The sequence below is a fragment of the Achromobacter pulmonis genome (assembly GCF_002885955.2).
Lineage (GTDB): Bacteria > Pseudomonadota > Gammaproteobacteria > Burkholderiales > Burkholderiaceae_B > Achromobacter > Achromobacter pulmonis_A.
On record NZ_POQS01000008.1, the window covers coordinates 246101 to 268266 of the forward strand.

20 protein-coding genes and 1 riboswitch are annotated in these 22166 nt (G+C 68.5%); of the genes, 14 read left to right on the forward strand and 6 right to left on the reverse strand.

From position 1 onward, the window contains the following. Window positions 1-60: 60 nt before the first annotated feature. Window positions 61-1227: a UbiH/UbiF/VisC/COQ6 family ubiquinone biosynthesis hydroxylase gene (locus C1I89_RS27625; RefSeq protein WP_102775574.1), complete on the reverse strand. Its 1167-nt coding sequence runs from the start codon at window positions 1225-1227 to the stop codon at window positions 61-63. Between the two features lie 82 nt (window positions 1228-1309). Between C1I89_RS27625 and C1I89_RS27630 the strand changes: the two genes are divergently transcribed. Next, entirely contained in the window at window positions 1310-1777 is a 468-nt protein-coding gene (locus tag C1I89_RS27630) for an NINE protein (RefSeq protein WP_102775656.1), read from the forward strand. A 6-nt stretch (window positions 1778-1783) separates the two neighbouring features. Here C1I89_RS27630 and C1I89_RS27635 read toward each other — a convergent pair whose 3' ends face one another. Continuing rightward, on the reverse strand, window positions 1784-3127 hold the full coding sequence (locus C1I89_RS27635; protein WP_102775575.1) for an aminopeptidase P N-terminal domain-containing protein: 1344 nt from the start codon (window positions 3125-3127) through the stop codon (window positions 1784-1786). Window positions 3128-3256: 129 nt separating this feature from the next. Continuing rightward, window positions 3257-3454: riboswitch (yybP-ykoY riboswitch) on the forward strand. A gap of 43 nt (window positions 3455-3497) precedes the next feature. On the opposite strand from C1I89_RS27635, the gene C1I89_RS27640 reads away from it, so the two are divergent. Beyond that, the gene (locus C1I89_RS27640; protein WP_102775576.1) at window positions 3498-4502 is read left to right on the forward strand and encodes a sodium:calcium antiporter; all 1005 of its coding nucleotides are present in this window, start codon (window positions 3498-3500) and stop codon (window positions 4500-4502) included. Between the two features lie 37 nt (window positions 4503-4539). Here C1I89_RS27640 and C1I89_RS27645 read toward each other — a convergent pair whose 3' ends face one another. Beyond that, window positions 4540-5442: a LysR family transcriptional regulator gene (locus tag C1I89_RS27645; protein WP_102775577.1), complete on the reverse strand. Its 903-nt coding sequence runs from the start codon at window positions 5440-5442 to the stop codon at window positions 4540-4542. Window positions 5443-5544: 102 nt separating this feature from the next. Between C1I89_RS27645 and C1I89_RS27650 the strand changes: the two genes are divergently transcribed. The 11 genes from C1I89_RS27650 (at window position 5545) to C1I89_RS27700 (ending at window position 18168) form a co-directional block, all read left to right on the forward strand. Next, entirely contained in the window at window positions 5545-6729 is a 1185-nt protein-coding gene (locus C1I89_RS27650; protein WP_102775578.1) for an MFS transporter, read from the forward strand. Window positions 6730-6918: 189 nt separating this feature from the next. Further along, the gene (gene dkgB, locus C1I89_RS27655; RefSeq protein ID WP_102775579.1) at window positions 6919-7725 is read left to right on the forward strand and encodes a 2,5-didehydrogluconate reductase DkgB; all 807 of its coding nucleotides are present in this window, start codon (window positions 6919-6921) and stop codon (window positions 7723-7725) included. Between the two features lie 12 nt (window positions 7726-7737). Continuing rightward, the gene (locus C1I89_RS27660) at window positions 7738-8703 is read left to right on the forward strand and encodes a TIGR03571 family LLM class oxidoreductase (protein WP_102775580.1); all 966 of its coding nucleotides are present in this window, start codon (window positions 7738-7740) and stop codon (window positions 8701-8703) included. Next, on the forward strand, window positions 8696-9814 hold the full coding sequence (locus C1I89_RS27665; RefSeq protein ID WP_102775581.1) for an alkene reductase: 1119 nt from the start codon (window positions 8696-8698) through the stop codon (window positions 9812-9814). Before C1I89_RS27660 ends, C1I89_RS27665 begins: the two co-directional genes overlap by 8 nt. Before the next feature lie 3 nt (window positions 9815-9817). Further along, window positions 9818-10846: an aldo/keto reductase gene (locus C1I89_RS27670; RefSeq protein ID WP_102775582.1), complete on the forward strand. Its 1029-nt coding sequence runs from the start codon at window positions 9818-9820 to the stop codon at window positions 10844-10846. 8 nt (window positions 10847-10854) lie between these two features. Next, on the forward strand, window positions 10855-11184 hold the full coding sequence (locus C1I89_RS27675) for a phenolic acid decarboxylase (RefSeq protein ID WP_102775583.1): 330 nt from the start codon (window positions 10855-10857) through the stop codon (window positions 11182-11184). 14 nt (window positions 11185-11198) lie between these two features. Further along, window positions 11199-12161 (forward strand): alcohol dehydrogenase catalytic domain-containing protein, encoded by a 963-nt coding sequence (locus C1I89_RS27680; protein WP_102775584.1) that lies wholly within the window; start codon window positions 11199-11201, stop codon window positions 12159-12161. Window positions 12162-12569: 408 nt separating this feature from the next. Next, window positions 12570-12902, forward strand: coding sequence for a hypothetical protein (locus tag C1I89_RS27685; RefSeq protein ID WP_102775585.1), 333 nt, complete (start codon window positions 12570-12572; stop codon window positions 12900-12902). A gap of 418 nt (window positions 12903-13320) precedes the next feature. After that, complete coding sequence (mgtA, locus tag C1I89_RS27690; RefSeq protein ID WP_102775586.1) at window positions 13321-16098, forward strand: magnesium-translocating P-type ATPase; 2778 nt, start codon at window positions 13321-13323, stop codon at window positions 16096-16098. 34 nt (window positions 16099-16132) lie between these two features. Further along, window positions 16133-17224 (forward strand): porin, encoded by a 1092-nt coding sequence (locus C1I89_RS27695; RefSeq protein ID WP_102775587.1) that lies wholly within the window; start codon window positions 16133-16135, stop codon window positions 17222-17224. A 77-nt stretch (window positions 17225-17301) separates the two neighbouring features. Next, entirely contained in the window at window positions 17302-18168 is an 867-nt protein-coding gene (locus tag C1I89_RS27700) for a cytochrome c oxidase assembly protein (RefSeq protein WP_102775588.1), read from the forward strand. A gap of 15 nt (window positions 18169-18183) precedes the next feature. Here C1I89_RS27700 and galU read toward each other — a convergent pair whose 3' ends face one another. Continuing rightward, window positions 18184-19035 (reverse strand): UTP--glucose-1-phosphate uridylyltransferase GalU, encoded by an 852-nt coding sequence (gene galU / locus C1I89_RS27705; RefSeq protein ID WP_102775589.1) that lies wholly within the window; start codon window positions 19033-19035, stop codon window positions 18184-18186. Between the two features lie 56 nt (window positions 19036-19091). Between galU and C1I89_RS27710 the strand changes: the two genes are divergently transcribed. Further along, complete coding sequence (locus C1I89_RS27710; protein ID WP_258231543.1) at window positions 19092-20615, forward strand: M48 family metalloprotease; 1524 nt, start codon at window positions 19092-19094, stop codon at window positions 20613-20615. Window positions 20616-20618: 3 nt separating this feature from the next. Here the strand turns inward: C1I89_RS27710 and C1I89_RS27715 are convergent, their stop codons facing one another. Both C1I89_RS27715 and C1I89_RS27720 read right to left on the reverse strand, forming a co-directional pair. Then, entirely contained in the window at window positions 20619-21719 is a 1101-nt protein-coding gene (locus C1I89_RS27715; RefSeq protein ID WP_102775590.1) for a YheT family hydrolase, read from the reverse strand. A gap of 17 nt (window positions 21720-21736) precedes the next feature. Beyond that, a complete protein-coding gene (locus C1I89_RS27720; protein ID WP_102775591.1) occupies window positions 21737-22159 on the reverse strand; it encodes a YybH family protein in 423 nt (140 codons plus the stop codon). Window positions 22160-22166 lie beyond the last annotated feature (7 nt).

Genomic DNA, 22166 nt, shown 5'->3' on the forward strand with positions numbered 1-22166 from the left:
GGTAACGATGGACGACCAAAGCAAACCGAGCCGCCCCGACGGGGGACGGGTCGAGAGGACTCAGGCGCGGAACCCCTGCAGCAGATGCTGGGCCAGCGGCGCGCGCAGCGGCGAGGCCAGGTCCAGCGCCAGCAGGGCCAGGCCGCAGGCGTGCTCGACCGGCGCCAGGCCGGTGGCGAAGACCCGCGGCATCAGGTCGGTCAGGCCGGCGGTGATGGCGCGGTCCACGTGGCGGGCGCGGGCGAACTCGGTCAGGGCCGGGGCCGGGCTGCCCTGGGGATGGGCCAGCCAGCCGCCCAGCGTCTGGGCCAGGCGGGCGGCGTCGCGCAGCCCCAGGTTCAGGCCCTGGCCGGCGACCGGGTGCAGGGTCTGGGCGGCGTTGCCGATGGCCGCCACGCGGCCGTGGACCTGCGCGCGGCGCGCGCTCAGCGCCAGCGGGAAGACGTGGCGCGGCGCCTGGCTCGACAGGCGGCCGAGGCGGTCGCCGAAGGCCGCGGACAGGGCTTGCGAAAACGCGGCGTTGTCCAGCGCGGCGAGTTCGGCGGCGCGTTCCGGCGCGCAGCACCAGACCACCGAATAGGCGTCCGGCGTCTGCGGATGGGGCAGCAGGGCCAGCGGACCCTCCGCGGTGAAGCGTTCCCAGGCCCAGCCGCGGCGCGGCAGCGTGGCCTGCGCGCTGGTCAGCACGGCGTGCTGGCCGTAGTCGCGGCGCAGGTCGGAAGCGCCCGCGCCGTCGGATTGCACGGCGACCTGGCACAGCAGTTCGGTCTCGCCCTGCCGGATGCGCACGCCGTCGCCGTCCTGGCGGTCGATCCGGGCGGGCGGCCCGGACAGCACGGTCACGCCGCTGTCGGCCACGCGCTCGTCCAGTTTCGCGTACAGCCCGGCGTAAGCGACCACGCTGCCCAGTTGGGGCACGCCGAAATCGGTGTTCTGGATCAGGGTGCGGCCCAGCCGCCCGCGCTGCGACACATGGATGTTGCGGATGTCGGCCGAGCGCTCGGGCCAGGCCTGCAGCGATTCCAGCAGCACGCGGCTGCCGTGGTTCATGGCCAGCACCCGCGGGTCCGCGGCCGGCGCAGCGGCCGCCGCGGCCGGGGCGGGCGCGCTGCCCGCGAGCAGGGCGATGCGGGCCGGGTCCGGCGCCACGCGCGCCAACATCAGGGCCAGCACCCGGCCCACGGGGCCGGCGCCGAGTATCGCAATGTCGAAGGCGGATGAGGTCATCCGCGGATTTTAACCGTCCACTACAATCGCACGCAGAGCCGGCGCGCCCAGGCGCCGGCGTTCCCCTTACCGGTTGATCGACATGACGCAGGCCCAGGCGCAATCCTCCCCGTTGTCTACAGCATCCGCCCGCCGTCCCCGCGGCAAGGTCGCCGTGGGCCTGCTGGCCTGTTTCTTCGGGTGGATGGGCGCGCACTGGTGGTATCTGGGCCGGCGCCACGCCTGGGTGGTGACCGCGCTGGCGCTGGTCAGCGGCTTTTGCGCGCTGCGTTTCTATCCGGTCTGGTACGACAACCCCGCCTTCTTCCTGCTGTTCATTCCGATGATCGACGGGTTCATCGAAAGCGCGGTGTTCTCGCTGATGCCGGACGAGAAATTCGACCGCCTCTACAACCCCGGCCTGGGCCGGCCCAGCAACACGGCCTGGGGGCCGGTGCTGGTGGCCCTGCTGGCCTGCCTGGTCGGCGCGATCGCGTCCATGGGCGCGATCGCGATGGTGGTGGTCTATACCTGGGTGGCGATGGGTTGGCTGGACGGCTACGTGTTCTAGCGCCCGCTATTCCCGCATCAGCGCCTCGATCTCGCCGGCCTGCACCGGCACGCCCCGCGTGATGATCTCGCAGCCCTCGTCGGTGACCAGCGCGTCGTCCTCGGTGCGGATGCCGATGTTCCAGTAGGCCTCGGGCACGTCGCCGGCCGGCCGCACGTAGATGCCGGGTTCTATGGTCAGCATCATCCCGGCCTCCAGCCTGCGCCATGGACGCTCGGCGCCCTGGGCGGGGCCGGGCTGGCGGTAGTCGCCCACGTCGTGCACGTCCAGGCCCAGCCAGTGGCCGGTGCGGTGCATGTAGAACCGGCTGTAGTCGCCGGATTCCAGCACGCCGTCGAGCGAGCCTTTCAGCAGTTTCAGGTCCAGCATGCCCTGCGCCAGCACGCGCAGCGCCGCCTGGTGGGCGTCGTTGAAGCCGCGCCCGGGCGCGGTGGCCTGGGCGGCAGCCTCCTGGGCCGCCACCGTCAGGTCGTACAGCGCGCGCTGCGGGCCGCTGTAGTGGCCGTTGACCGGAAACGTGCGGGTGATGTCGCTGGCGTAGCTGTCCACCTCGCAGCCGGCGTCGATCAGGACCAGGTCGCCGTCGCGCAGCACGGCCTCGCCGGCCGGATAGTGCAGCACGCAGGCGTTGGCGCCGGCGGCCACGATGCTGTTGTAGGCCACCGACTGCGCGCCGTGGCGGCGGAATTCGTAGAGCAGTTCGGCTTCGAGTTCGTATTCGTGCATGCCGGGGCGGCACACGCGCATGGCGCGCGCGTGGGCGCCGGCCGAGATCTTGGCCGCGCGGCGCATCGCCGCGATCTCCGAGGCGTCCTTGACCAGCCGCATCTCGGCCAGCACCGGCCGGATGTCCTGCTGGCGCGCGGGCGGCGCGTGGCCGCCGCGGCTGGCCTCGCGCGCCGCCGCCAGCCAGCGGTGCAGCCGCCCGTCGGTGCGCTTGTCGCCCGCCAGCGGGGCGTACAGGGTGGGATGGTCGAGCAGCAGCGTGGGCATCAGCTCGTCCAGCGCGTCGACGGGATGGGCGTCGTCGAAGCCGAAATGCGCCGCGGCGGCCTCGGGGCCGAAGCGCTTGCCTTCCCAGATTTCGTGTTCGGCGTTGCGCGGCCGGCAGAACAGCAGGGCGCGGTCGGACGCGCCGGCGATCAGGACCAGCCACGCGTCCGGCTCGGTGAAGCCGGTGAGGTAGAAGAAATCGCTGTCGTGCCGGTACGGATATTCGGCGTCGCGGTTGCGCACGGCCTCGGGCGCGGTCGCCAGGACGGCGATACCGCCTCCCGCGGCGCGCATCTGTTCCATCAGGCGCTGGCGGCGGGCGGCGAAGGGGGCGATATCGTCGGGAGGCAGGCTCATGGCGGGCGGGGGCGCAAGCCCCGGCAAGGGTTGGGGATGGCGTTTACTTTACCTGCCATACCGCAAACACGACACCCCGCGCGGTCATGCCGAAATGACTGGACGGATCGGCACGGGCTGCTACAATCGCCGCTCTGTCATTGGGGAGTAGCCATCCTTTGCCCCCTCAAAGGAGCTAGCGTCAACAGACTTGGTGGTTCAGCGCTGCGGAGCAGCCGCTAGAACTCCATGGCGTTAGCGGTTTCCATGCTCGGCGGCGCGCCCGCCGCATGGATCAGCCAGGCGAGACCTTTGGCCGCATTGCGTTCACCCCTGGCCGGGCGAGCCGCGATGTCGCGCCAATGGTTTCTGCTCGTCCGGCTGCGTCTATATGTTCCTCACCCTGTTCCTGTTCTTCCTGTCTGCGGCAGTGATCTACTTCGCCTGCGAATTCTTCGTCAACGGCGTCGAGTGGGTCGGCCACCGCTTCCAGCTCGGCGCCACCGCCACGGGCACCGTGCTCGCGGCGTTCGGCACCGCCTTGCCCGAGAGCGCGGTCACCTTCATGGCCGTGGTCTTCGGCGACACCCCCGAGCAAAAGGACATCGGCGTCGGCGCCGCCATGGGCGGGCCGCTGGTGCTGGCCACGCTGGCCTATGCCGTGGTCGGCCTGGCGCTGTGGCGCGCGCGCCGCGGCCGCGTGAGCCAGGCCGACTGTATCAATGCGGACCAGCGCAGGCTGGCCCGCGACCAGGCCTGGTTCATGGGGATCTTCGTGTTCAAGGTCGGCCTGGGCCTGTTGGCGTTCGCCTGGAAACCGTGGCTGGGCATCCTGTTCCTGGCCACCTACGCCCTCTACGTCAAGCGCGAACTCAGCAACGACGAGGAAAGCCTGGACAGCGAAGACCTGGAGCCGCTCAAGCTGCGCCCGCGCGACGAGGACCCGTCGCTGTCCTGGGCGATCGTGCAGACGGTGCTGGCGCTGGTGGTGATCGCGGGCGCCTCGCACGTGTTCGTGAACCAGATCGAGGCGCTGGGCGTGGCGATGGGCGCCTCGCCCCACGTCGCGGCCCTGCTGCTGGCGCCGGTGGCGACCGAACTGCCCGAAATCATGAACGCGCTCATCTGGGTGCGGCAGGGCAAGGAGCGCCTGGCGCTGGCCAACATCTCGGGCGCCATGATGATCCAGGCCACCATACCCAGCGCGCTGGGCATCTTCATGACGCCGTGGCTGCTGGATGCGCCGCTGCTGGTGGCCGGCCTGTTCACCATGCTGTCGATCGGCCTGCTGTGGCTGCGCTTCCAGCGCGCGGCCATGAGCGTGCCGGCGCTGTCGGCGGTGGGCGGCCTGTACCTGGCTTTCGCGGCCTACCTGGGCTGGCATTTCTACGCCTGATGGCGGGCGGCGCGCAAACCGTCCGCGCCGCCCCTTTTCAGGCCGTGAATGGCCGCTGGCCCAGGGTCTCCATGACATAGTCCACGAAGCAGGTGATGCGCGCCGCCAGCGCGGTATTGCGGTAGTAGACCGCGTTGATGGATTGGCGCACGTCCAGTGTCTCGGCGGCAAACAACTGCACCAGCTTGCCGCTCTTGCGGTCTTCGCGCGTCATGAAGTCCGACAGGCAGACGATGCCCAGGCCTGCCAGGGCCATGTGGCGCAGGGTTTCGCCGCTGGAGGAGGCTATCGTCGGCTGGATGCGCAGGGTGTCGCCGGCCGGGCCGCGCAGCGGCCAGTCATTGAGCGATTCGGGCTGGGTGAAGCCCAGCAGCGAATGCCGGGCCAGCTGTTCCGTGCCGGTGGGCGTGCCGTGGCGCTTGAGGTAGGCCGGACTGGCCAGAACGCGCACCTGGCTGCTGCCGACGGGACGGGCGTGCAGCGTGGAGTCCTTGAGGACGCCGATGCGAAAGGCCACGTCGGTGCGTTTTTCGATCAGGTCGATGATGCCTTCGTTGGAGTTCATTTCCAGTTCCACCTGCGGATAGCGCTCGCGAAAACCGGCTATCAGCGGCACCAGCACATGCAGCATGAAAGGAGTGGCCGCATCGACGCGCAGCCGCCCGGCCGGGCGCATGCGGCGCGCGGCCATCTGTTCCTCGGCTTCGTCGACCGAGGCGATGATGGCGCGGGCGCTCTGCAAAAAGCTGGCGCCTTCCTCGGTCAGTTCCAGACGGCGCGTGGTGCGGCGTAGCAGCGTGGTCTGAAGCTTTTCTTCCAGCCTGGCCAGCGTGCGGCTGGTGGCCGAGATCGTAAGGCCCAGCAGCTCCGAGGCGGCGGTGATGGAGCCCGTGTCCACGACCGCCACAAAAGCCTGCAACTCATCGAGGGTGGTCTTCATTATTGAACTTAATTCAAAAGAATTTGTTTGATATTGGGCTTAATCCGCAAATATAAACCGAGGACACTGCAAGCCATTGAAAAATATCACTGGATCGCAGCCATGCCTCTCGCCCTGCTTGCCCTCACCCTGGCGGCCTTTGCCATCGGGACCACCGAATTCGTCATCGTCGGATTGATTCCGACCATCGCCTCCGATCTGAGCGTTTCCCTGCCTTCGGCCGGTCTGCTGGTCAGCCTGTATGCGCTGGGCGTGGCCATCGGCGCGCCCGTTCTGACGGCGCTGACCGGCCGCGTGCCGCGCAAGCTGTTGCTGGTCGGCCTCATGGCCTTGTTCACCGCGGGGAACCTGGTGGCCTGGCTGGCGCCCGGCTACGAAACGCTGATCGTGGCCCGCCTGCTCACCGGCCTGGCCCACGGCGTGTTCTTCTCGGTGGGCACCATCGTCGCCACCAGCCTGGTGCCGCGCGAGAAGGGCGCCAGCGCGATCGCGACCATGTTCAGCGGCATGACCGTGGCATTTGTCACCGGGATTCCGCTGGGTACGTTCATCGGCCAGCATTTCGGCTGGCGCACTACCTTCCTGGTCGTCGCGGCCTTTGGCCTGGTGGCGATGATCGGCGCATGGGCCCTGGTGCCGCGCAATATCGCGCATGCCCAACCGGCGCCGCTCAGCCGCCAACTGCGCGTGCTGCTGCAGCCGCGCCTGCTGCTGGTCTATGCCATGACGGCCGTGGGCTACGGCGGTTCCCTGATCGCCTTCACCTTCCTGGCGCCGATTCTGGAAGACATCACCGGCTTCAGTCCCAACATGGTGAGCCTGGTGTTGCTGGCCTACGGCGTTTCGGTGGCCGTCGGCAATTTCTGGGGCGGCCGCCTGGCCGACCGCAAGGGTCCGGTGGTGGCGCTCAAGCTCATCTTTGCGCTGCTGGCCGCCGTGCTGCTGGTGTTGACCTTCACCGCGCCCAGCAAGCCGCTGATGCTGCTGACCGTGCTGGCCTGGGGAGCCGTGGCCTTCGGCAACGTGCCCGGCCTGCAGGTCTATGTGGTGCGCCTGGCGGAAGAAGTGGCGCCCGAGGCCACCGACGTGGCCACCGGCTTCAATATCTCCGCCTTCAATCTGGGCGTGGCCGGCGGTTCCTGGGCCGGCGCCCAGGTCGTCAGCCACCTGGGCCTGGCCCACACCCCCTGGGTTGCAGCGCTGGCGACGCTGGGCGCCCTGGGCCTGACCGTGCTGTCGGGGCGGCTGGACCGCCGCGCCGCCTCCCGGCAGCTGGCCAGCGCCTGAAAGTTCATGGCGGGCGCCGGCGCCGCGAGCCTGAGGCCAGTCGTTCGACTGGCTTTTTTTCGCTCCGATATTTGACTTTATTTCAAAAGAATTTGTTCGATAAGAGGCTTAATTGGCAAATATGAAAAGCGCAAACTTCAGCCTATCGGGAAACCACCCCGCCTTTCACATCATCCCAGGAGTCCTTCCATGAGCAATATTCCTTCCTTCGGCGTCGGCACCTTCCGCCTGAACGGCCAAGTCGTGATCGACTCGGTCCGCAACGCCCTGGACGTGGGTTACCGCGCCGTCGATACGGCGCAGATCTACGGCAACGAGGCTGAAGTCGGCCAGGCCATCGCCGAAAGCGGCGTGCAGCGCACGGACCTCTTCGTGACCACCAAGATCTGGGTCGAGAACTACAGCAAGGCCAGGCTGGTCCCCAGCCTGCAGGACAGCCTCAAGAAGCTGCGCACCGACTATGTGGACCTGACCCTGATCCACTGGCCCGCGCCCGGCAATGGCGTGGAGTTGTCCGAGTACATGGAAGCCCTGGCCGATGCCAAGGCCCGGGGCCTGACCCGCCAGATCGGCATCTCCAACTTCAATATCGAGCTGACCCGCCAGGCCATCGCCGCCGTGGGCGAGGGCGAGATCGCGACCAACCAGATCGAGCTCAGCCCCTACCTGCAAGGCCGCAAACTGACGGCTTTCCTGAAGGAGCAGGGCATCCAGGTCACCTCCTACATGACCCTGGCCTACGGCAAGGTGCTCAAAGACCCGGTGCTGGCCCGCATCGCCGCCAAGCACAACGCCACGGTGGCGCAGGTGGCGCTGGCCTGGGCGCTGCAACTGGGCTATGCCGTGATTCCGTCCTCGACCAAGCGCGAGAACCTGGCCAGCAACCTGCTGGCGCGCGACTTCAAGCCGGACGCCGAAGACATGGCCCTGATCGCCTCCCTGGAGCGCAACGGCCGCGAAGTCAGCCCCGAGGGCCTGGCTCCGGTGTGGGACTAAGGAGCGCTTGAAATGGCGACTCTGGCTCGCTTGACCGAAGGCGGCTTCAGCATAGGCATCGAGGCGCCGCTGGACAACGACTGGACGCCCGCGGGCGAACAGGCGCGACGGCAGGACGGCCGCCTGCCCGGCGAGCCGGACCTGCGCCGCCATGCCGAACTGGCCCGGCTGGCCGACACGCTCGGCTTTCGCGCCCTGTGGGTGCGGGACGTGCCGCTGTACGACCCGTCCTTCGGCGATGCGGCCCAGGTGTTCGAGGTGTTTTCCTACCTGGGCTACCTGGCCGGCGTCACGCAGGACATTCTGTTGGGCACGGCCGCCGTGGTGCTGCCGATTCGTGAGCCGCTGCTTACGCTCAAGTCCGCCGCCACCGTGCAGCGCCTGAGCGGCAACCGCCTGCTGCTGGGCGTGGCCAGCGGCGACCGTCCCGTGGAGTATCCGCTGTTCGGCCGCGACTTCGCGGGCCGTGGCGCGAGCTTCCGCGACCAGGTGCAGCTGCTGCGCGACAGCGCGCAGGCCCGTTTGCCGGGTGGGCTCGATGTGCTGCCGCGCATGGACGCGGCGCTGCCGCTGCTGGTGGCCGGCCTGGCCCAGCAGACTCCCGACTGGGTGGCTGAAAACATGGACGGCTGCCTGGCCTACCCGGGCACGCCCGAGGACCATGCGCGCCGCGTGGCGGCCTGGCGCGCCGTGGCGGGCGGCAAGCCATACGCCAGCTTCATCCATCTGGATTTGACCGAAGACGCCGACGAGCCGCTGCAACGCTGGCGCTTCGGCCTGCGCGGCGGCCGCCGGGCCCTGATCGCCGAACTGCACGCGCTGCGCGCGGCCGGCGTCGATCACGTGGGCCTGCATTTCCGCCGCAACCAGCGCCCGCTCGACGAGACTTTCCATGAGATCGCCGAGCACGTGCTGCCTGTTTTTCATCGTTCAGCGGCCAAGGTGACTGCGCCGGCCGAGGAGATTTGCAATGCCTGATATCCAAGATCCCCTGTTCAAACCGTATTCGATGGGCGGCATCGACCTGCCCAACCGCATCGTCATGCCCCCGATGACGCGTTCGCGCGCCAGCCAGCCCGGCGACGTGCCCAACGCCCTGATGGCCGAGTACTACGCCCAGCGCGCCAGCGCCGGCCTTATCGTCAGCGAAGGCACCTGGATCTCGCCGCTGGGCAAGGGCTATGCCTGGACGCCCGGCATCCATACGCCGGAGCAGATAGCAGGCTGGCGCCTGGTGACCGAAGCCGTGCACGCCGCCGGCGGCCGCATCTTTGCTCAGCTCTGGCACGTGGGCCGCTTGAGCCACAGCAGCCTGTTGAATGGCCAGTCGCCCGTGTCTTCCTCGGCCATCCAGGCCCAGGGCGTGAATGTGTTCGTGGCCGAGGCCGACGGCAAGCCCGGCTTCGCCCAGGCGTCCATGCCGCGCGCGCTCAGCGTCGACGAGATCCACGCCATCGTGGCCGACTACCGCCAGGCCGCGCGCAACGCCATGGAAGCCGGTTTCGACGGCGTGGAGCTGCATGCGGCCAACGGCTACCTGGTCAACCAGTTCATCGACTCCAACGCCAACGGCCGCACCGACGAGTATGGCGGCGCGCTGGAAAACCGCCTGCGCTTCCTTGGCGAAGTGACCCAGGCGCTGATCGAGGGCACGGGCGGCGCCGGCCGCGTCGGCATTCGCCTGGCGCCGCTGACCACGCTCAATGGCTGTGTGGACGCGGACCCTGAAACCACTTACCTGGGAGCGGCCCGGCTGCTGGCCGGCATGGGCGTGGGCTATATCCACATTGCCGAGGCCGACTGGGAAGACGCGCCGCTCATGCCGGTGGACTTCAAGCAGCGCCTGCGTCAGGCCTTCCCCGGCGCCATGATCTATGCCGGCGGCTACACGGCCGAGCGCGCCCGCCAGGCCCTGGAGCAGGGCTGGGCCGACCTGATCGGCTTTGGCCGGCCTTTTGTCGCCAACCCCGACCTGCCCGAGCGCCTGCGCACCGGCGCGCCGCTGAACCTGCATGACCGCGAAACACTGTTCGGCGGCGGCGAGTGCGGCCTGACCGACTACCCCGCACTGGAAACCGAAGAAGCCTGAGCCATGAACATGAACACCGACAGTCTTGCCGCCCCCAAGCGCATGTCCGCACCGACCGCGATCGGCTTCGGCACGGCGCCCCTGGGCAACATGTACCGCAACATTCCCGAGCAGGAAGCGCTGGCCACGGTGGAGTCCGCTTGGCAGCAGGGCATACGCTACTTCGACGCGGCTCCGCTGTATGGCGCGGGCCTGGCCGAGCTTCGCCTGGGCGAGGCGCTGCAGCACCATCCGCGCAGCGAATACGTGCTGACCACGAAGGTGGGGCGCCTGATCCTGGACGAGGTGGAGGACACCTCCAAGCGCGACCTGGGCGAGAAGGGCGGCCTGTTCGAGCACGGTCTGCCCAACAAGATCGCCTACGACTACACGGCCGACGGCACCATGCGCGCCATCGAGGGCAGCCTCAAGCGCCTGAAGACCGACCACATCGACCATGTCTTCATCCACGACCCGGCCGTGGATTTCCACGGCGACAGCTGGAAGGACGTGTTCCAGGTAGCCATGGACGGCGCCGCCCGGGCCTTGACCCGCCTGCGCGAGCAGGGCGTGATCAAGGGCTGGGGCCTGGGCGTGAACCGCGTCGAGCCCTGCGAGATGGCGCTGGAGCAGTCCGATCCCGACGGCTTTCTGCTGGCGGGCCGCTACACGCTGCTCGACCATGCCGACGCACTGCGCAAGCTGATGCCGGCCAGCCTGAAGCGCGGCGTGGGCATCGTGGTGGGCGGTCCGTACAACTCCGGCGTGCTGGCCGGGGGCGATCACTACGAGTACCAGAAGGCATCGCCGGAAATCCTGGAGCGCGTGGCGCGCCTGCGCCGCTTGAGCGAGGAGCACCAGGTGGACATCCGTGCCGCGGCCCTGCAGTTCTCGCTGGCCCACCCCGCGGTGATCGCGGCCATCCCTGGCGCCAGCCGCCCCGAGCGCATTGCCGAGAACCTGGCGTTGGCCAAGGCGCCGATTCCGGCCGCGTTCTGGACGGCGCTGCGCGATCAGGGCCTGGTGTCGGCCCACGCGCCTCTACCTCTCTGATCGAAGCCATGAGCACCACTACCCCCTCCCGCCCGTTGTTCGCCGGGCGCAGCTTTCGTGTCGACTACGACGGTCTGTCGGCGCACAACATCTATTCGGAAGATGGCAAGACGATCCGCTACGCCATCGTCTCGGGCGCCTACGCCGGCGCCAGCGGCGAGGCGCAATGCCAGTGGCAGGAGGTCAACGATGGCGTTTACGCGATCTCCTGGCAGGAAGCGGATGGCGCCACCGTCGTGCATATCGACGATTTCATCCGCGGCCGTTCGCAGGCCTTCTTCACCGCCGCCGATCTGAGCTTTTATCGCATGCAGGGGCCGCTGACCGAGCTCCACTGAAAAAGGAAGCAAGCATGAACACCATGCAAGCCTGGTTGTTGAACCAGCAGCAGATCCGCCTGGGCCGCAAAACACGGCCCAGCCCCACCGGCGCCACGGTGCTGGTGAAAAACCGCGCCATCGGCCTCAATCCCGTCGACTGGAAGCTGATCGACGGACGGCTGGGCCGTTTCGACACCGACACCATTCCGGGCGTGGACGGCATGGGCGTGATCGCCGCCGTCGGGGATGCGGCATCGCACCTGCGCGTGGGAACGCGGGTGGCCTACCACACCGATCTGCGCAAGGATGGCAGTTTCAGCGAATACACGCTGGTCGACGCCCGCGCGCTGCTGCCCGTGCCCGGCGGCCTGAGCGACGTGGCTGCCGCGGCTTTTCCGTGTCCGGTACTGACCGCCTGGCAGGCGCTGCAGAAGCTGCCAGCCATTGCGGGCAAGACCATTCTGCTGAACGGCGCGGGCGGCGCCGTGGGCAGCGCGATCTGCCAACTGCTGGCCCAGCGCGGCGCCAAGGTCTATGCCACGGCCAGCCCGCGGCGCCATGCCTTCCTGGCGCAAGCCGGCGTGGTGCAGGCGGTGGACTACCGTGACGAGCGCTGGGCCGAGCGCTTCGCGGGCATGCGGTTCTATGCCGCCTTCGATACGGTCAGTGGCGACAGTGCCCGGGGGCTGGCGGCCATGCTGGAGTACTACGGCCATCTGGTCTGCATTCAGGACCGGCTGGACGCCTCGCCGGTCGCGCCTTTCAGCAGCTGTATTTCGCTGCACGAAATCGCGTTGGCCGCCCAGCACGGCCATGGCAGCGATGCGCAGTGGAGCGAACTGGTCGCCGCCGCAGCGCAGCTGCTGCAGCAGGTCCAGCAGGGCAAGCTGGTGCTGCCGGCCATCCAGACCGTGGCCTTCGAGCAGCTGGATACCGCCCTGGCCCGGCTCAAGGCAAACAACGACGGCAGCAAATACGTGGCGGTTTTTGCGTAGGCCGGCGCTCTCAGGGCGGCCCATATGGATGCCGGGCGTTTTTTCTGTGGATAACCCTTGTCCATAAGTGGAAACCCGGCTAAAATCTTGGGCGTTATCCATCCCAGGAGCAATCTTCGTGAATACCGATTCCGGCGAAAGTTGTCGATCTTGCATCGACGCCGCTGTCTGACAGGTCCACGCAGAACTCCGTCTGCCGCAGCCTGTTGAACAGGTTGCGGTCTTCCCGGTCGCATCAGGCTTACCGGGAACCTCCCCAACGTATACACCGGCGTACCAACCGCCAGAACCGCCGCTAGCCGCAGCGCCCGCGTACGCGCACGCCTGTTTCGTGCCGTGCTTCCAGCGCCGCGCAGGCCTGCGCGCGTATTCGCGATCACGCTCCCCGTTCCTGCAATGGAGGTCGTTATGCGTTTCTTCGACTTGTTCCTGCGCCGCGCCGGCGTGGACCGTGCCGCCGCCCTGAGCCGCCGCCGCGGCACTTCGCGCCTGACCGTCATTTGTCCGCGCGGCGAACTGGGCGCCCTGCGCAAGCAGATCTATCTGGACTTCAGCGCCGCCGGCCTGGCCGTCTCGCAAGTCCAGATCGAACCGGGCCACGACCCCGATACGGCATCGGCCTGCATCACGGTCAATTGCCCCCCCGAGCTGCGCGGCGAGCTGATGTCGCAGGCCCGCCGCCTGAGCGCCAACCCCGCCGTGCGCCGCGTGCATTTCGGCGCGCAGGCCGCGATGGCCTGAGCCGTCCGGCCCAAACCAGGAGAGATCCATGCCCAGTGCCTTAGACCCTGAATCTCGATTGCGCCGTGCAGTGCGCGGCACCGGCATGCCTGTCTGACCCGTCTTCTCGCTGCGAGCCGACGATCGGACAGCCGTTCCGGTCCGTACGGAGCCCGCAGCCCAGGATCTCCGGCCTGGCCCACGCCACGTGAGCCGCTAGCGCCGCCCCGGATTCCTTCGCCAGCCTTTCTTCCGTTTTCCGCACCCGGCGCATCTACGACGCGATCCGGACACCGGCAACATCGCCCCGGCGTCTGCGCACGCCCGTAAGCGGAACGACGACCTGCCCCCCGCAGGCCGTGGCCCGCGGCCGGCCGCGCGCAGCCGTGGGCGGAAGCGTCAGTGTCTCCGACAACACCAGAAAAACCGGAGCACTCCAATGTTCAAGTTCCTCCATTCCTTCTTTTCGTCGGCGGCCGGCCTGCGCCATGTCGCGCGCCATTTCCGCCGCACGCCCATGCCGTTGCGGGCCGGCGACGCCGCCGCGTCGGTCGAAGCCGGCCGCCGCGCCAACCGCCAGATGCTGGCGCTGGCGCGGCTGGACGACGACGCCCTGTTTGCCCGCTACGGCAGCAGCCGGGCGGGGCTGAGCGAAGACCAGGCCCGCGCCGCGCGCGAGCGCCACGGCGCCAACGAGGTCGACCACGAAAAGCCGCTGTCCTGGCATGCCCATCTGTGGCTGTCCTACCGCAATCCGTTCAACCTGCTGCTGACGGCGCTGGCCGTGCTGTCGTGGCTGACCGACGTGCGCATGGCCGCGCCGGCCGAACAATCGTGGACCGCGGCCCTCATCATCGGCTCCATGGTGCTGATCTCCACCGTGCTGCGCTTCGTGCAGGAGCGGCGCTCCAACCGCGCAGCCGAGGCGCTCAAGGCCATGGTGCAGAACACCGCCACGGTGCTGCGCGGCGATGCCGGCCCGGCGCCGCGCCAGTTCGGCGGCGCGCAGGCCGGCGGGCCGCGCCAGGCGGAAGTGCCCCTGGCCGACCTGGCGCCGGGCGACGTGGTGCTGCTGTCGGCCGGCGACATGATTCCGGCCGACTGCCGCATCCTGGCGGCCAAGGACCTGTTCGTGGCCCAGGCGGCGCTGACGGGCGAATCCCTGCCGGTCGAGAAGCACGCATGCCAGCGCACCCCGGCCGCCGCCGCGCTGGAGCTGGAAAACATGGCGTTCATGGGCACCAACGTGGTCAGCGGCTCCGGCCTGGCCCTGGTGGTGGCCACCGGCGCGCGCACCTATTTCGGCCAGCTCGCCGGACGTGTGACGCAGGCCAGCCGCCAGCCCACCCAGTTCCAGCAAGGCATCAACCGGGTGAGCTGGGTGCTGATCCGCTTCATGCTGGTGATGGCGCCCATCGTCATGCTGATCAACGGCTTCACCAAGGGCGACTGGCTGGAGGCGCTGCTGTTCGCGCTGGCCATCGCCGTGGGGCTGACCCCCGAAATGCTGCCCATGATCGTCACGGCCACGCTGGCCAAGGGCGCGCTGCGCATGTCGCGGCGCAAAGTGGTGGTCAAGCGCCTGGACGCCATTCAGAACCTGGGCGCGATGAACGTGCTGTGCACCGACAAGACCGGCACTCTGACCCAGGACCGCATCGTGCTGGAGCGGCACATCGACGTCTACGGCGCGAGCTGCGACGAGGTGCTGGCCTACGCCTATCTCAACAGCTACTACCAGACCGGGCTGAAGAACCTGCTGGACGTGGCCGTGCTGCAGCACGCCGAAGTCGAGCGCAGCCTGGAGCTGGCCGCGAAGTACCGCAAGGTCGACGAGATCCCCTTCGACTTCGCGCGCCGCCGCATGTCGGTCGTGGTCAACGAAACCGAGAACGGCCGCGACCACCACGAGCTGATCTGCAAGGGCGCGCTGGAGGAAGTGCTGGCCGCCTGCACCCGCCTGCGCGTGGGCGGCGAGACGCATCCGCTGACCGATGCGCGCCGGCAGGACATCCGCCGCGTGACGGCGGCGCTGAACCGCGACGGCCTGCGCGTCATCGCCGTGGGCGTGAAGGAAATGCCGCCGGCCGGCCGCGCCTACGGCGTGGCCGACGAGTCCGACCTGGTGCTGGTGGGCTACATCGCGTTCCTGGACCCGCCCAAGGAGTCCACCGCGCCCGCGCTGGCGGCGCTGCGCGAGTCCGGCGTCGAAGTGAAGGTGCTGACCGGCGACGTGGAGCTGGTCACGCAGAAGGTCTGCCGGGAGGTCGATTTCACGGTGCGCAAGGTCTACCTGGGCGCCGAGATCGAAGAGATGGACGAGCGCCAGCTGGCCGCCGCCGTGCGCGAGGCCAACGTGTTCGCCCGCCTGACGCCGGCGCACAAGGAAAGAATCGTGCGCAGCCTGCGGGCGCAGGGCTGCACCGTGGGCTTCATGGGCGACGGCATCAACGACGCGCCGGCGCTGCGCGCGGCCGACGTGGGGATCTCGGTGGACTCGGCGGTCGACATCTCGAAAGAGGCCGCCGACATCATCCTGCTGGAGAAAAGCCTGATGGTGCTGGAGGACGGCATCATCGAAGGCCGCAAGACCTTCTGCAACATGCTCAAGTACCTGAAGATGACGGCCAGCTCGAATTTCGGCAACGTGTTTTCGGTATTGGTGGCCAGCGCCTTCCTGCCGTTCTTGCCCATGCTGCCCATCCACCTGCTGCTGCAGAACCTGATCTACGACATCTCCCAGGCCGCGATCCCGTTCGACAACGTGGACGCGGAACTGCTGCGGCGGCCCCAGCAATGGGACCCCGACGGCCTGGGGCGGTTCATGGTCTTCTTCGGCCCGATCAGCTCCATTTTCGACATCGCCACGTACGCCCTCATGTGGTACGTGTTCCAGGCCAACGCCCCCGAGCACCAGACGCTGTTCCAGTCGGGCTGGTTCGTCGAAGGGCTGCTGTCGCAGACGCTGGTGGTGCACATGATCCGCACGCGCAAGATTCCGTTCCTGCAAAGCCGTCCCGCCTGGCCGCTGGCGGCGATGACGCTGGCGGTCGTGGGCGTGGGGCTGCTGCTGCCGTTCTCGCCGCTGGCCGGGTATTTCCAGCTGCAGGCGCTGCCGTGGCGCTATTTCCCCTGGCTCGCGGGTATCCTGCTCAGCTACTGCGTCCTGACGCAGCTGCTGAAAACGATCTGGGTGCGCCGTCATGGCTGGCAATAGCCGCGGGCGTCCGTGGCCGTATCGGGAGACCGGCATGAAAAACTTCTGCATGGGCGCGCTGGCCCTGGCCGGCGCGGTTCTGGCGCCCTGGGCGCAGGCCGCGGACGCGGCGAGCGGCGTGCTCCTGTACGGGGTGGTGGACGCCGGCGTGGCCGTCACCAGCACCTCGGGCAAGGGCAGCCGCGCCGGCCTGCTCGACGGCGGGCTCACCGACTCCCTGTGGGGGCTGATGGGCGCCGAAGAGCTGGGCGGCGGCTGGCGGTCGCGCTTCCAGCTGGAAAGCGGCTTCGACCCGTCCTCGGGCCGGCGGGCCGACGGCGACGGCAAATTGTTCGACTACGCCGCCTGGGTCGGGCTGGCCAGCGACGACTATGGCGAGCTGCGGCTGGGCCGCCAGCACCCGGTGGGCCAGCTGTACGGCAGCGCGCTGGAAATCGCTTCCTGGAAGGAAATGGGCATGGGCGCCACCTTCAAGGCTTCGGACAACTACCAGCTCGACAATATGGTGAATTATCTTTCGCCGACGTGGAGCGGTTTCCAGGCCGGCCTCGGCTATTCCTTCGACGCCGACGGCCAGGATCGCTTCCGCACCGCGGCGAACAACCGGGCCGTCAGCGCCGGCCTGAAGTACGAGCAGGGGCCGCTGCTGGCGGTCGCCACCTGGGAACAGCTGCGGCTGGCCGACGGCCCCGAGGCCGGCGGCCGTCCGCAGGCCGTGCAGCTCGGCGCGGCTTACGACTTCGAGGTGCTGAGGCTGTCCGTGGCCTGGTCTCGCCAGCGCAACGGCTATGCCGGGCTGGACGGGGGCGGCCCGGACGGCCTGGGACCGCCGGCGTTCGCGCGCGGCGGCACGGTCGACGCCTGGCTGATCGGCGCCAGCGTGCCGGCCGGGCCGGGCACGCTGCTGCTGCAATGGTCGCTGGCGCATCCGGACTGGCGCTGGGACGACGGCGCCCGGGCGCGCAACGCGCAGGTGGCCACGCTGGGCTATACCTACGGCCTGTCGCGGCGGACCACGCTTTATGCGTTTGCGGGCTATGCCTCGAACTACACCCTGGAAGAACAGTTCGATCCGGCCCATTCCCACACCATCCGGTGCGGCGCCGGCATCTCCCACCGTTTCTGAGCTCCGCAGCTACAATCGACGGGATGCGGCGCCTGGCGCCGGTCCTCGTCATCCCCGCAGTTTTCCGGACGGTTTGCATGGATAGTCTCGAATGGCTCGTACCCTGGGAGTTCTCTCCCACGCTGGTGGCTTCCTTTGCGGTCGCCATCGCGCTGTTCGTGCGCGGCCAGCGCGTCCATCGCGTGACCGGCGCGCGCAAGATCCTGTTCTGGGCGGGCCTGGTGCTGCTGTACCTGTCCATGCATACCCGGCTGGACTACTACGCCGAGCGCATGTTCTTCATCCACCGCATCCAGCACCTGGTGCTGCACCATCTGGGGCCGCTGCTGGTGATGGCGGCTTTCCCGGGGCAGGTCATGCGGGCGGGCCTGCCCATGGCCTGGCGGCTGCGGCTGCGGGACTTCCTGCGCACCGGCGCGGGCCGAGCCACGGTGGCGGTGCTGACCAACAAGATCTTCGTGCCGTCGCTGTTCGTGTTCCTGGTGCTGGTCTGGCTGATCCCGTCGGTGCAGTTCTATTCCATGTTGGACTGGCGCCTGTACCGCCTGATGAACTGGTCGGTGGTGATCAGCGGCTTCATGTACTGGAACCTGATCCTCGACCGCCGGCCCGCGCCGCCAGCGGCCATGACGCCCGGCGGCCGGGTCATTTCGCCGGTGCTGACGATGCTGCCGCAGATGGTGGCGGGCGCGGTCATCGCCTTCACGGAAAGCGATATCTACCCTTTGTTCGAGTTGTGCGGCCGCGCCATCGCGATGTCGGCCCAGACCGACCAGACCATCGGCGGGCTGACGATGTGGATTCCCGCCGCGCTGGTCGAGGTGATCGGCCTGATGGTGGCCCTGGGAACCTTGATGCGGCTGTCGGCCAAGGGGCGCCTGCGCAAGGCCGACCGCGACGCCCAGGCCCGCGCGCGGGCCAAGAGCCGCGCGCTGTCGGCCTAGCCGCCTAGTGCGGGTTCATTCCGGTTCGAGGCCGTGGTACTTCTTGCCCAGCGCCACGGTGGCCTGGAACATGCCGGCCTTGCTGCCGCAGTCGTAGCGCACGCCGTCGTAGCGGTGCGCGTACACGGCGCGTTCGCGCATCATCGAGGCGATGCCGTCGGTGAGCTGGATTTCGTTGCCGGCGCCCATCTTGGTGGAGCGCAGATGATCGAAGATGGCGGCTTCCAGCACGTAGCGGCCCACCACCGCCAGCGTGGACGGGGCGACTTCGGGATCGGGCTTTTCAACGATGTGCGTGACGCGCTCGGTGCGGCCGTCGGCGCGGGACTCGCCCTCGCGGGTGGCCACGATGCCGTACTTGCGGGTGTCGGCGCGGGGCACGTCCTGCACGCCCAGCACGCTGGCGTTCTGCGCCACGGCCACGTCCACCAGCTGCTTCAGGGCTGGCGTGTCGGAGTCGATCAGGTCGTCGGCCAGCAGCACGGCGAAGGGCTCGTCGCCCACGGCCGGGGCGGCCGACAGCACGGCGTGGCCCAGCCCGAGCGGGGCCGACTGGCGGATGTACAGACAGTTGACGTGCGCGGGTAGAATGCCGCGCACCATGGCCAGGAGCTCGTGCTTGCCCTTGCTTTCCAGGTCGGATTCAAGCTCGGGGGCGGAATCGAAGTGGTCTTCGATTGCGCGCTTGTTGCGTCCTGTCACGAAAATCAGGTCGGTGATGCCGGCGGCGACGGCCTCTTCGACGGCATATTGGATGAGCGGCTTGTCGACCACGGGCAGCATTTCCTTGGGCATCGCCTTGGTGGCGGGCAGGAAGCGCGTGCCCATGCCAGCGACGGGGAAAACGGCTTTACGGACAGGACGCATTGAGACCTCGTTGGGGAGTCGATGAAACATTTTAATCTCATCGCTATCATAGGCTTATGAACCGCAGGAAAATGCCATCCATTTGCTCGATTGCGAAACGAGGCGCAATTTTCGGCCTCTGTGCGGCGCTGGCCGTGCCGGGGTTGCCGGCAACCGCCTGGGCGCAGCCGATGGGGCTGCCTTCGATGGGCGCGGCCTCGGCGGCCGAACTCTCGCCCATGCTGGAGCGCAGCCTGGGCCAGGCCATCATGGCCCAGGGGCGGCGCGACCCCACCTATATCGACGACCCCGAACTCAGCCAGTACCTCACCACCATGGGGCGCAAGCTTGCGTCCTACGCGTCGGGCGCCGTGCCCGAGGTGGAAATGTTCGGCGTGCGCGACCCCGAGATCAACGCCTTCGCCATGCCCGGCGGGTACATCGGCGTCAATACCGGCCTGATCGTGTCCTCGGCCAGCGAATCCGAACTGGCGGCGGTGCTGGCGCACGAAATCGGCCACGTCGTGCAGCGCCACATCGCGCGCGGCATGACGCAGCAGAACCAGAACGGCATGGTGATGCTGGCCAGCCTGGCCGGGGCGCTGCTGGCCGCCCTGGCCGGCGGCGGCGGCAACCTGGCGGTGGGCGTGGCCGCGTTCGGCCAGGCCGCGGCCATCAACCGCCAGCTGGGCTTCTCGCGCGACGCCGAGCGCGAGGCCGACCGCGCCGGGGTCCAGATGCTGACCAAGGCCGGTTACGACGCCAGCGGCATGTCGCAGATGTTCGCGCGCCTGATGAACGCCTCGCGCCTGAACGAAGGCGCCGGCGGCGGCTCCTGGGCCAGCACCCACCCGCTGTCCATCGAGCGCATGTCGGACATCCAGAACCGCGTGCGCGGCATGCCGGCCTCGCGCCATATCGACAGCGACGATTTCTGGTACTTGCGCGCCAAGATGCGGGTGGTGCAGGGGCGCGACGCCGTCAGCCTGCGTTCGGCCGCCCAGCAGCTCCAGGACGAGGCGCAGGCGCTGTCCGGCGTGCGCCGCTCGGCCGCCTACTACGGCCTGGCGCTGCAGGCCTTCCAGCGCAACAACCTGGCCGAAGCCGAACGCAACCTGGAACTGGCCGCCGCGGACGGACGCAACTCGCCCCAGCTGGCCAAGCTCGGCATCGACGTGGCGCTGGCGCGCAAGACCTACCCCAAGGCGCTGGAACTGGCCCAGGCCGCCACCAAGCGCTGGCCCGACCAGCGCGCGCTCGGCATCGCCTACGCCCAGGCGCTGCAAAGCGTGGGCCGCCACGCCGAGGCGCAGGACTACCTGCGGGCCAAGATCAAGGTCTGGGGCAGCGACGAGCCCAGCCTCTACCAGATGCTGGCGCAAAGCGAGGAGCGCAACGGCAAGCCCGTGCAGGCGCGCCGCGACCTGGCGCGCTTCTATGTCATGACCGGCGCGTTCGCCGCCGCCGAATCGCAGCTGCAGCAGGCGCGCGGCATGTCCAACGATTTCTATGAGCAGTCGCAGATCGACGTGCAGATCAAGGAAGTCAAGGACAAGCTGGCCGAGGAACGCCAGCTGCTGGAGCGCTTCAAGTCGGGCTGAACCCTACAGCCCGGTTTCGAAAAAGCGCCCCAGCCGCTGCGGCAGCCAGTTCAGGTGGGCCGGGAAGCTGCCCGTGGGAAAGCCCGCGTGCCCGCCGTCCGTAGGTTGGTGCAGCAGGATGGAAGGCGAGCAGTCCTGCGGCGTGGGCAGCGAGGCGGCCGGGATGAAGGGGTCGTTGCGCGCATTGAGCACCAGCGTGGGCACGGCGATCTTCGGCAGCCAGGGCTTGCTGGAGGCGCGCGTCCAGTAATCGAGCGCGTTGCGAAAACCATGCATGGGCGCCGTGTAGGTGTCGTCGAATTCGCGCAGGTCGTGCGCGTGCGCGATGCGCATGACGTCGACGGCGCCCGGAAAGCGGTGCGCCTTCTCCAGCACCTTGTGCTTGAGCGTCTTCAGGAAATGCGCGGTATAGACGCGGCGGTTGAAGACGCCCGTGGACAGGGTCTTGCCGCAGGCCACCAGGTCCAGCGGCGCCGAGACGCCCGCGCAGGCGTTCAGCCAGCGGGTTTCCTCGTGGTGCTCCCCCAGGTACTTCAGCAGCGCGTTGCCGCCCAGCGAGACGCCCGCGGCATGCCAGCGCGCGTGCGGGATGCGCTGGCGCACGGTCTCCAGCATGAAGCCCACCTCGGCCGAATCGCCCGAGTAATAGGCCCGCGCCAGGCGGTTCGGCACGCCCGAGCAGCCGCGGAAGTGCGCGATCACAACGATCCAGCCGCGCGCGCGGAAATGGTGCGCGATGGACTGCGCGTAGCGGCTGCTGCTGCCGCCTTCCAGGCCGTGGAACAGGATCAGGGCGGGGGTGTCGGGGTTGTGCGGCAGGGATTGCCAGTCGGCTTCGGTCATCCACCTGGCCGCGGCGGTCTTGCCGTTGGCCACCGGACGCTGGCCGCTGACCGGCGCGCCGTCGGCGGCCTTGTGCGGAAACAGCCCCGGGCCGGTCCAGTCGAAATCGACGAAGTCGGTGTCGGGCGTATCGACCCGCTCGCGCACGAAGGCGATGCGATGGTACTGCGCGAACAGGGCAGCATAGACCGTCTGGCTATCGCCTCCGGGCAGCCAGGAAGGAACGGGGCAGGGTGTTGTATCCAGGCGAGCAGCGGCCAACGAGAAATCCACCCCGGTCAATGCAGCATGTCGGGTACGTCGTGCAGGTCGAGCACCCCGGCTTCCGTGGGCGCCGGCGAAGCGTGGTGCATGACCATGCGCCACCCCGTGGGGCCCTTGTGGTAGATGTTGGTGGCGTAGCAATTGGCGAATTGCGTGCCTTCCCGGGTGCGCATCGCCACCTGTTCGACCAGCACGTGCACCGCGCACATCATGCTTTGCATGACCAGCGGGCGCAGCGGGCGGATGTGCAGGGGGCCGTTGGCCAGCACCTGCTGCCACGACTCCTGCACCGCCGAGTGCCCGACGATGCGCAGGCCTCCCGGATGGATGCAGACGACCTCTTCGTCGTCGGCCCAGATCTGCATCAGGCGAACGCTGTCCGCCTGTTCCAGGGCTTCGTAGAACGCGTGTTCTGCTTCTTCGGGCGTGGCGAACATGGTGACG

What these genes read in the sequence shown, in the direction of transcription:
- C1I89_RS27665 (WP_102775581.1), top strand. Translation starts at nt 8,696, where the DNA reads ATGCCTGATATCCAAGATCCCCTGTTCAAACCGTATTCGATGGGCGGC.
- C1I89_RS27660 (WP_102775580.1), top strand. Translation starts at nt 7,738, where the DNA reads ATGGCGACTCTGGCTCGCTTGACCGAAGGCGGCTTCAGCATAGGCATC.
- C1I89_RS27645 (WP_102775577.1), bottom strand. Translation starts at nt 5,442, where the DNA reads ATGAAGACCACCCTCGATGAGTTGCAGGCTTTTGTGGCGGTCGTGGAC.
- C1I89_RS27680 (WP_102775584.1), top strand. Translation starts at nt 11,199, where the DNA reads ATGAACACCATGCAAGCCTGGTTGTTGAACCAGCAGCAGATCCGCCTG.
- C1I89_RS27670 (WP_102775582.1), top strand. Translation starts at nt 9,818, where the DNA reads ATGAACATGAACACCGACAGTCTTGCCGCCCCCAAGCGCATGTCCGCA.
- C1I89_RS27710 (WP_258231543.1), top strand. Translation starts at nt 19,092, where the DNA reads ATGAACCGCAGGAAAATGCCATCCATTTGCTCGATTGCGAAACGAGGC.
- galU (WP_102775589.1), bottom strand. Translation starts at nt 19,035, where the DNA reads ATGCGTCCTGTCCGTAAAGCCGTTTTCCCCGTCGCTGGCATGGGCACG.
- C1I89_RS27625 (WP_102775574.1), bottom strand. Translation starts at nt 1,227, where the DNA reads ATGACCTCATCCGCCTTCGACATTGCGATACTCGGCGCCGGCCCCGTG.
- C1I89_RS27630 (WP_102775656.1), top strand. Translation starts at nt 1,310, where the DNA reads ATGACGCAGGCCCAGGCGCAATCCTCCCCGTTGTCTACAGCATCCGCC.
- C1I89_RS27635 (WP_102775575.1), bottom strand. Translation starts at nt 3,127, where the DNA reads ATGAGCCTGCCTCCCGACGATATCGCCCCCTTCGCCGCCCGCCGCCAG.
- C1I89_RS27640 (WP_102775576.1), top strand. Translation starts at nt 3,498, where the DNA reads ATGTTCCTCACCCTGTTCCTGTTCTTCCTGTCTGCGGCAGTGATCTAC.
- C1I89_RS27675 (WP_102775583.1), top strand. Translation starts at nt 10,855, where the DNA reads ATGAGCACCACTACCCCCTCCCGCCCGTTGTTCGCCGGGCGCAGCTTT.
- C1I89_RS27700 (WP_102775588.1), top strand. Translation starts at nt 17,302, where the DNA reads ATGGATAGTCTCGAATGGCTCGTACCCTGGGAGTTCTCTCCCACGCTG.
- C1I89_RS27695 (WP_102775587.1), top strand. Translation starts at nt 16,133, where the DNA reads ATGAAAAACTTCTGCATGGGCGCGCTGGCCCTGGCCGGCGCGGTTCTG.
- dkgB (WP_102775579.1), top strand. Translation starts at nt 6,919, where the DNA reads ATGAGCAATATTCCTTCCTTCGGCGTCGGCACCTTCCGCCTGAACGGC.
- C1I89_RS27650 (WP_102775578.1), top strand. Translation starts at nt 5,545, where the DNA reads ATGCCTCTCGCCCTGCTTGCCCTCACCCTGGCGGCCTTTGCCATCGGG.
- mgtA (WP_102775586.1), top strand. Translation starts at nt 13,321, where the DNA reads ATGTTCAAGTTCCTCCATTCCTTCTTTTCGTCGGCGGCCGGCCTGCGC.
- C1I89_RS27720 (WP_102775591.1), bottom strand. Translation starts at nt 22,159, where the DNA reads ATGTTCGCCACGCCCGAAGAAGCAGAACACGCGTTCTACGAAGCCCTG.
- C1I89_RS27685 (WP_102775585.1), top strand. Translation starts at nt 12,570, where the DNA reads ATGCGTTTCTTCGACTTGTTCCTGCGCCGCGCCGGCGTGGACCGTGCC.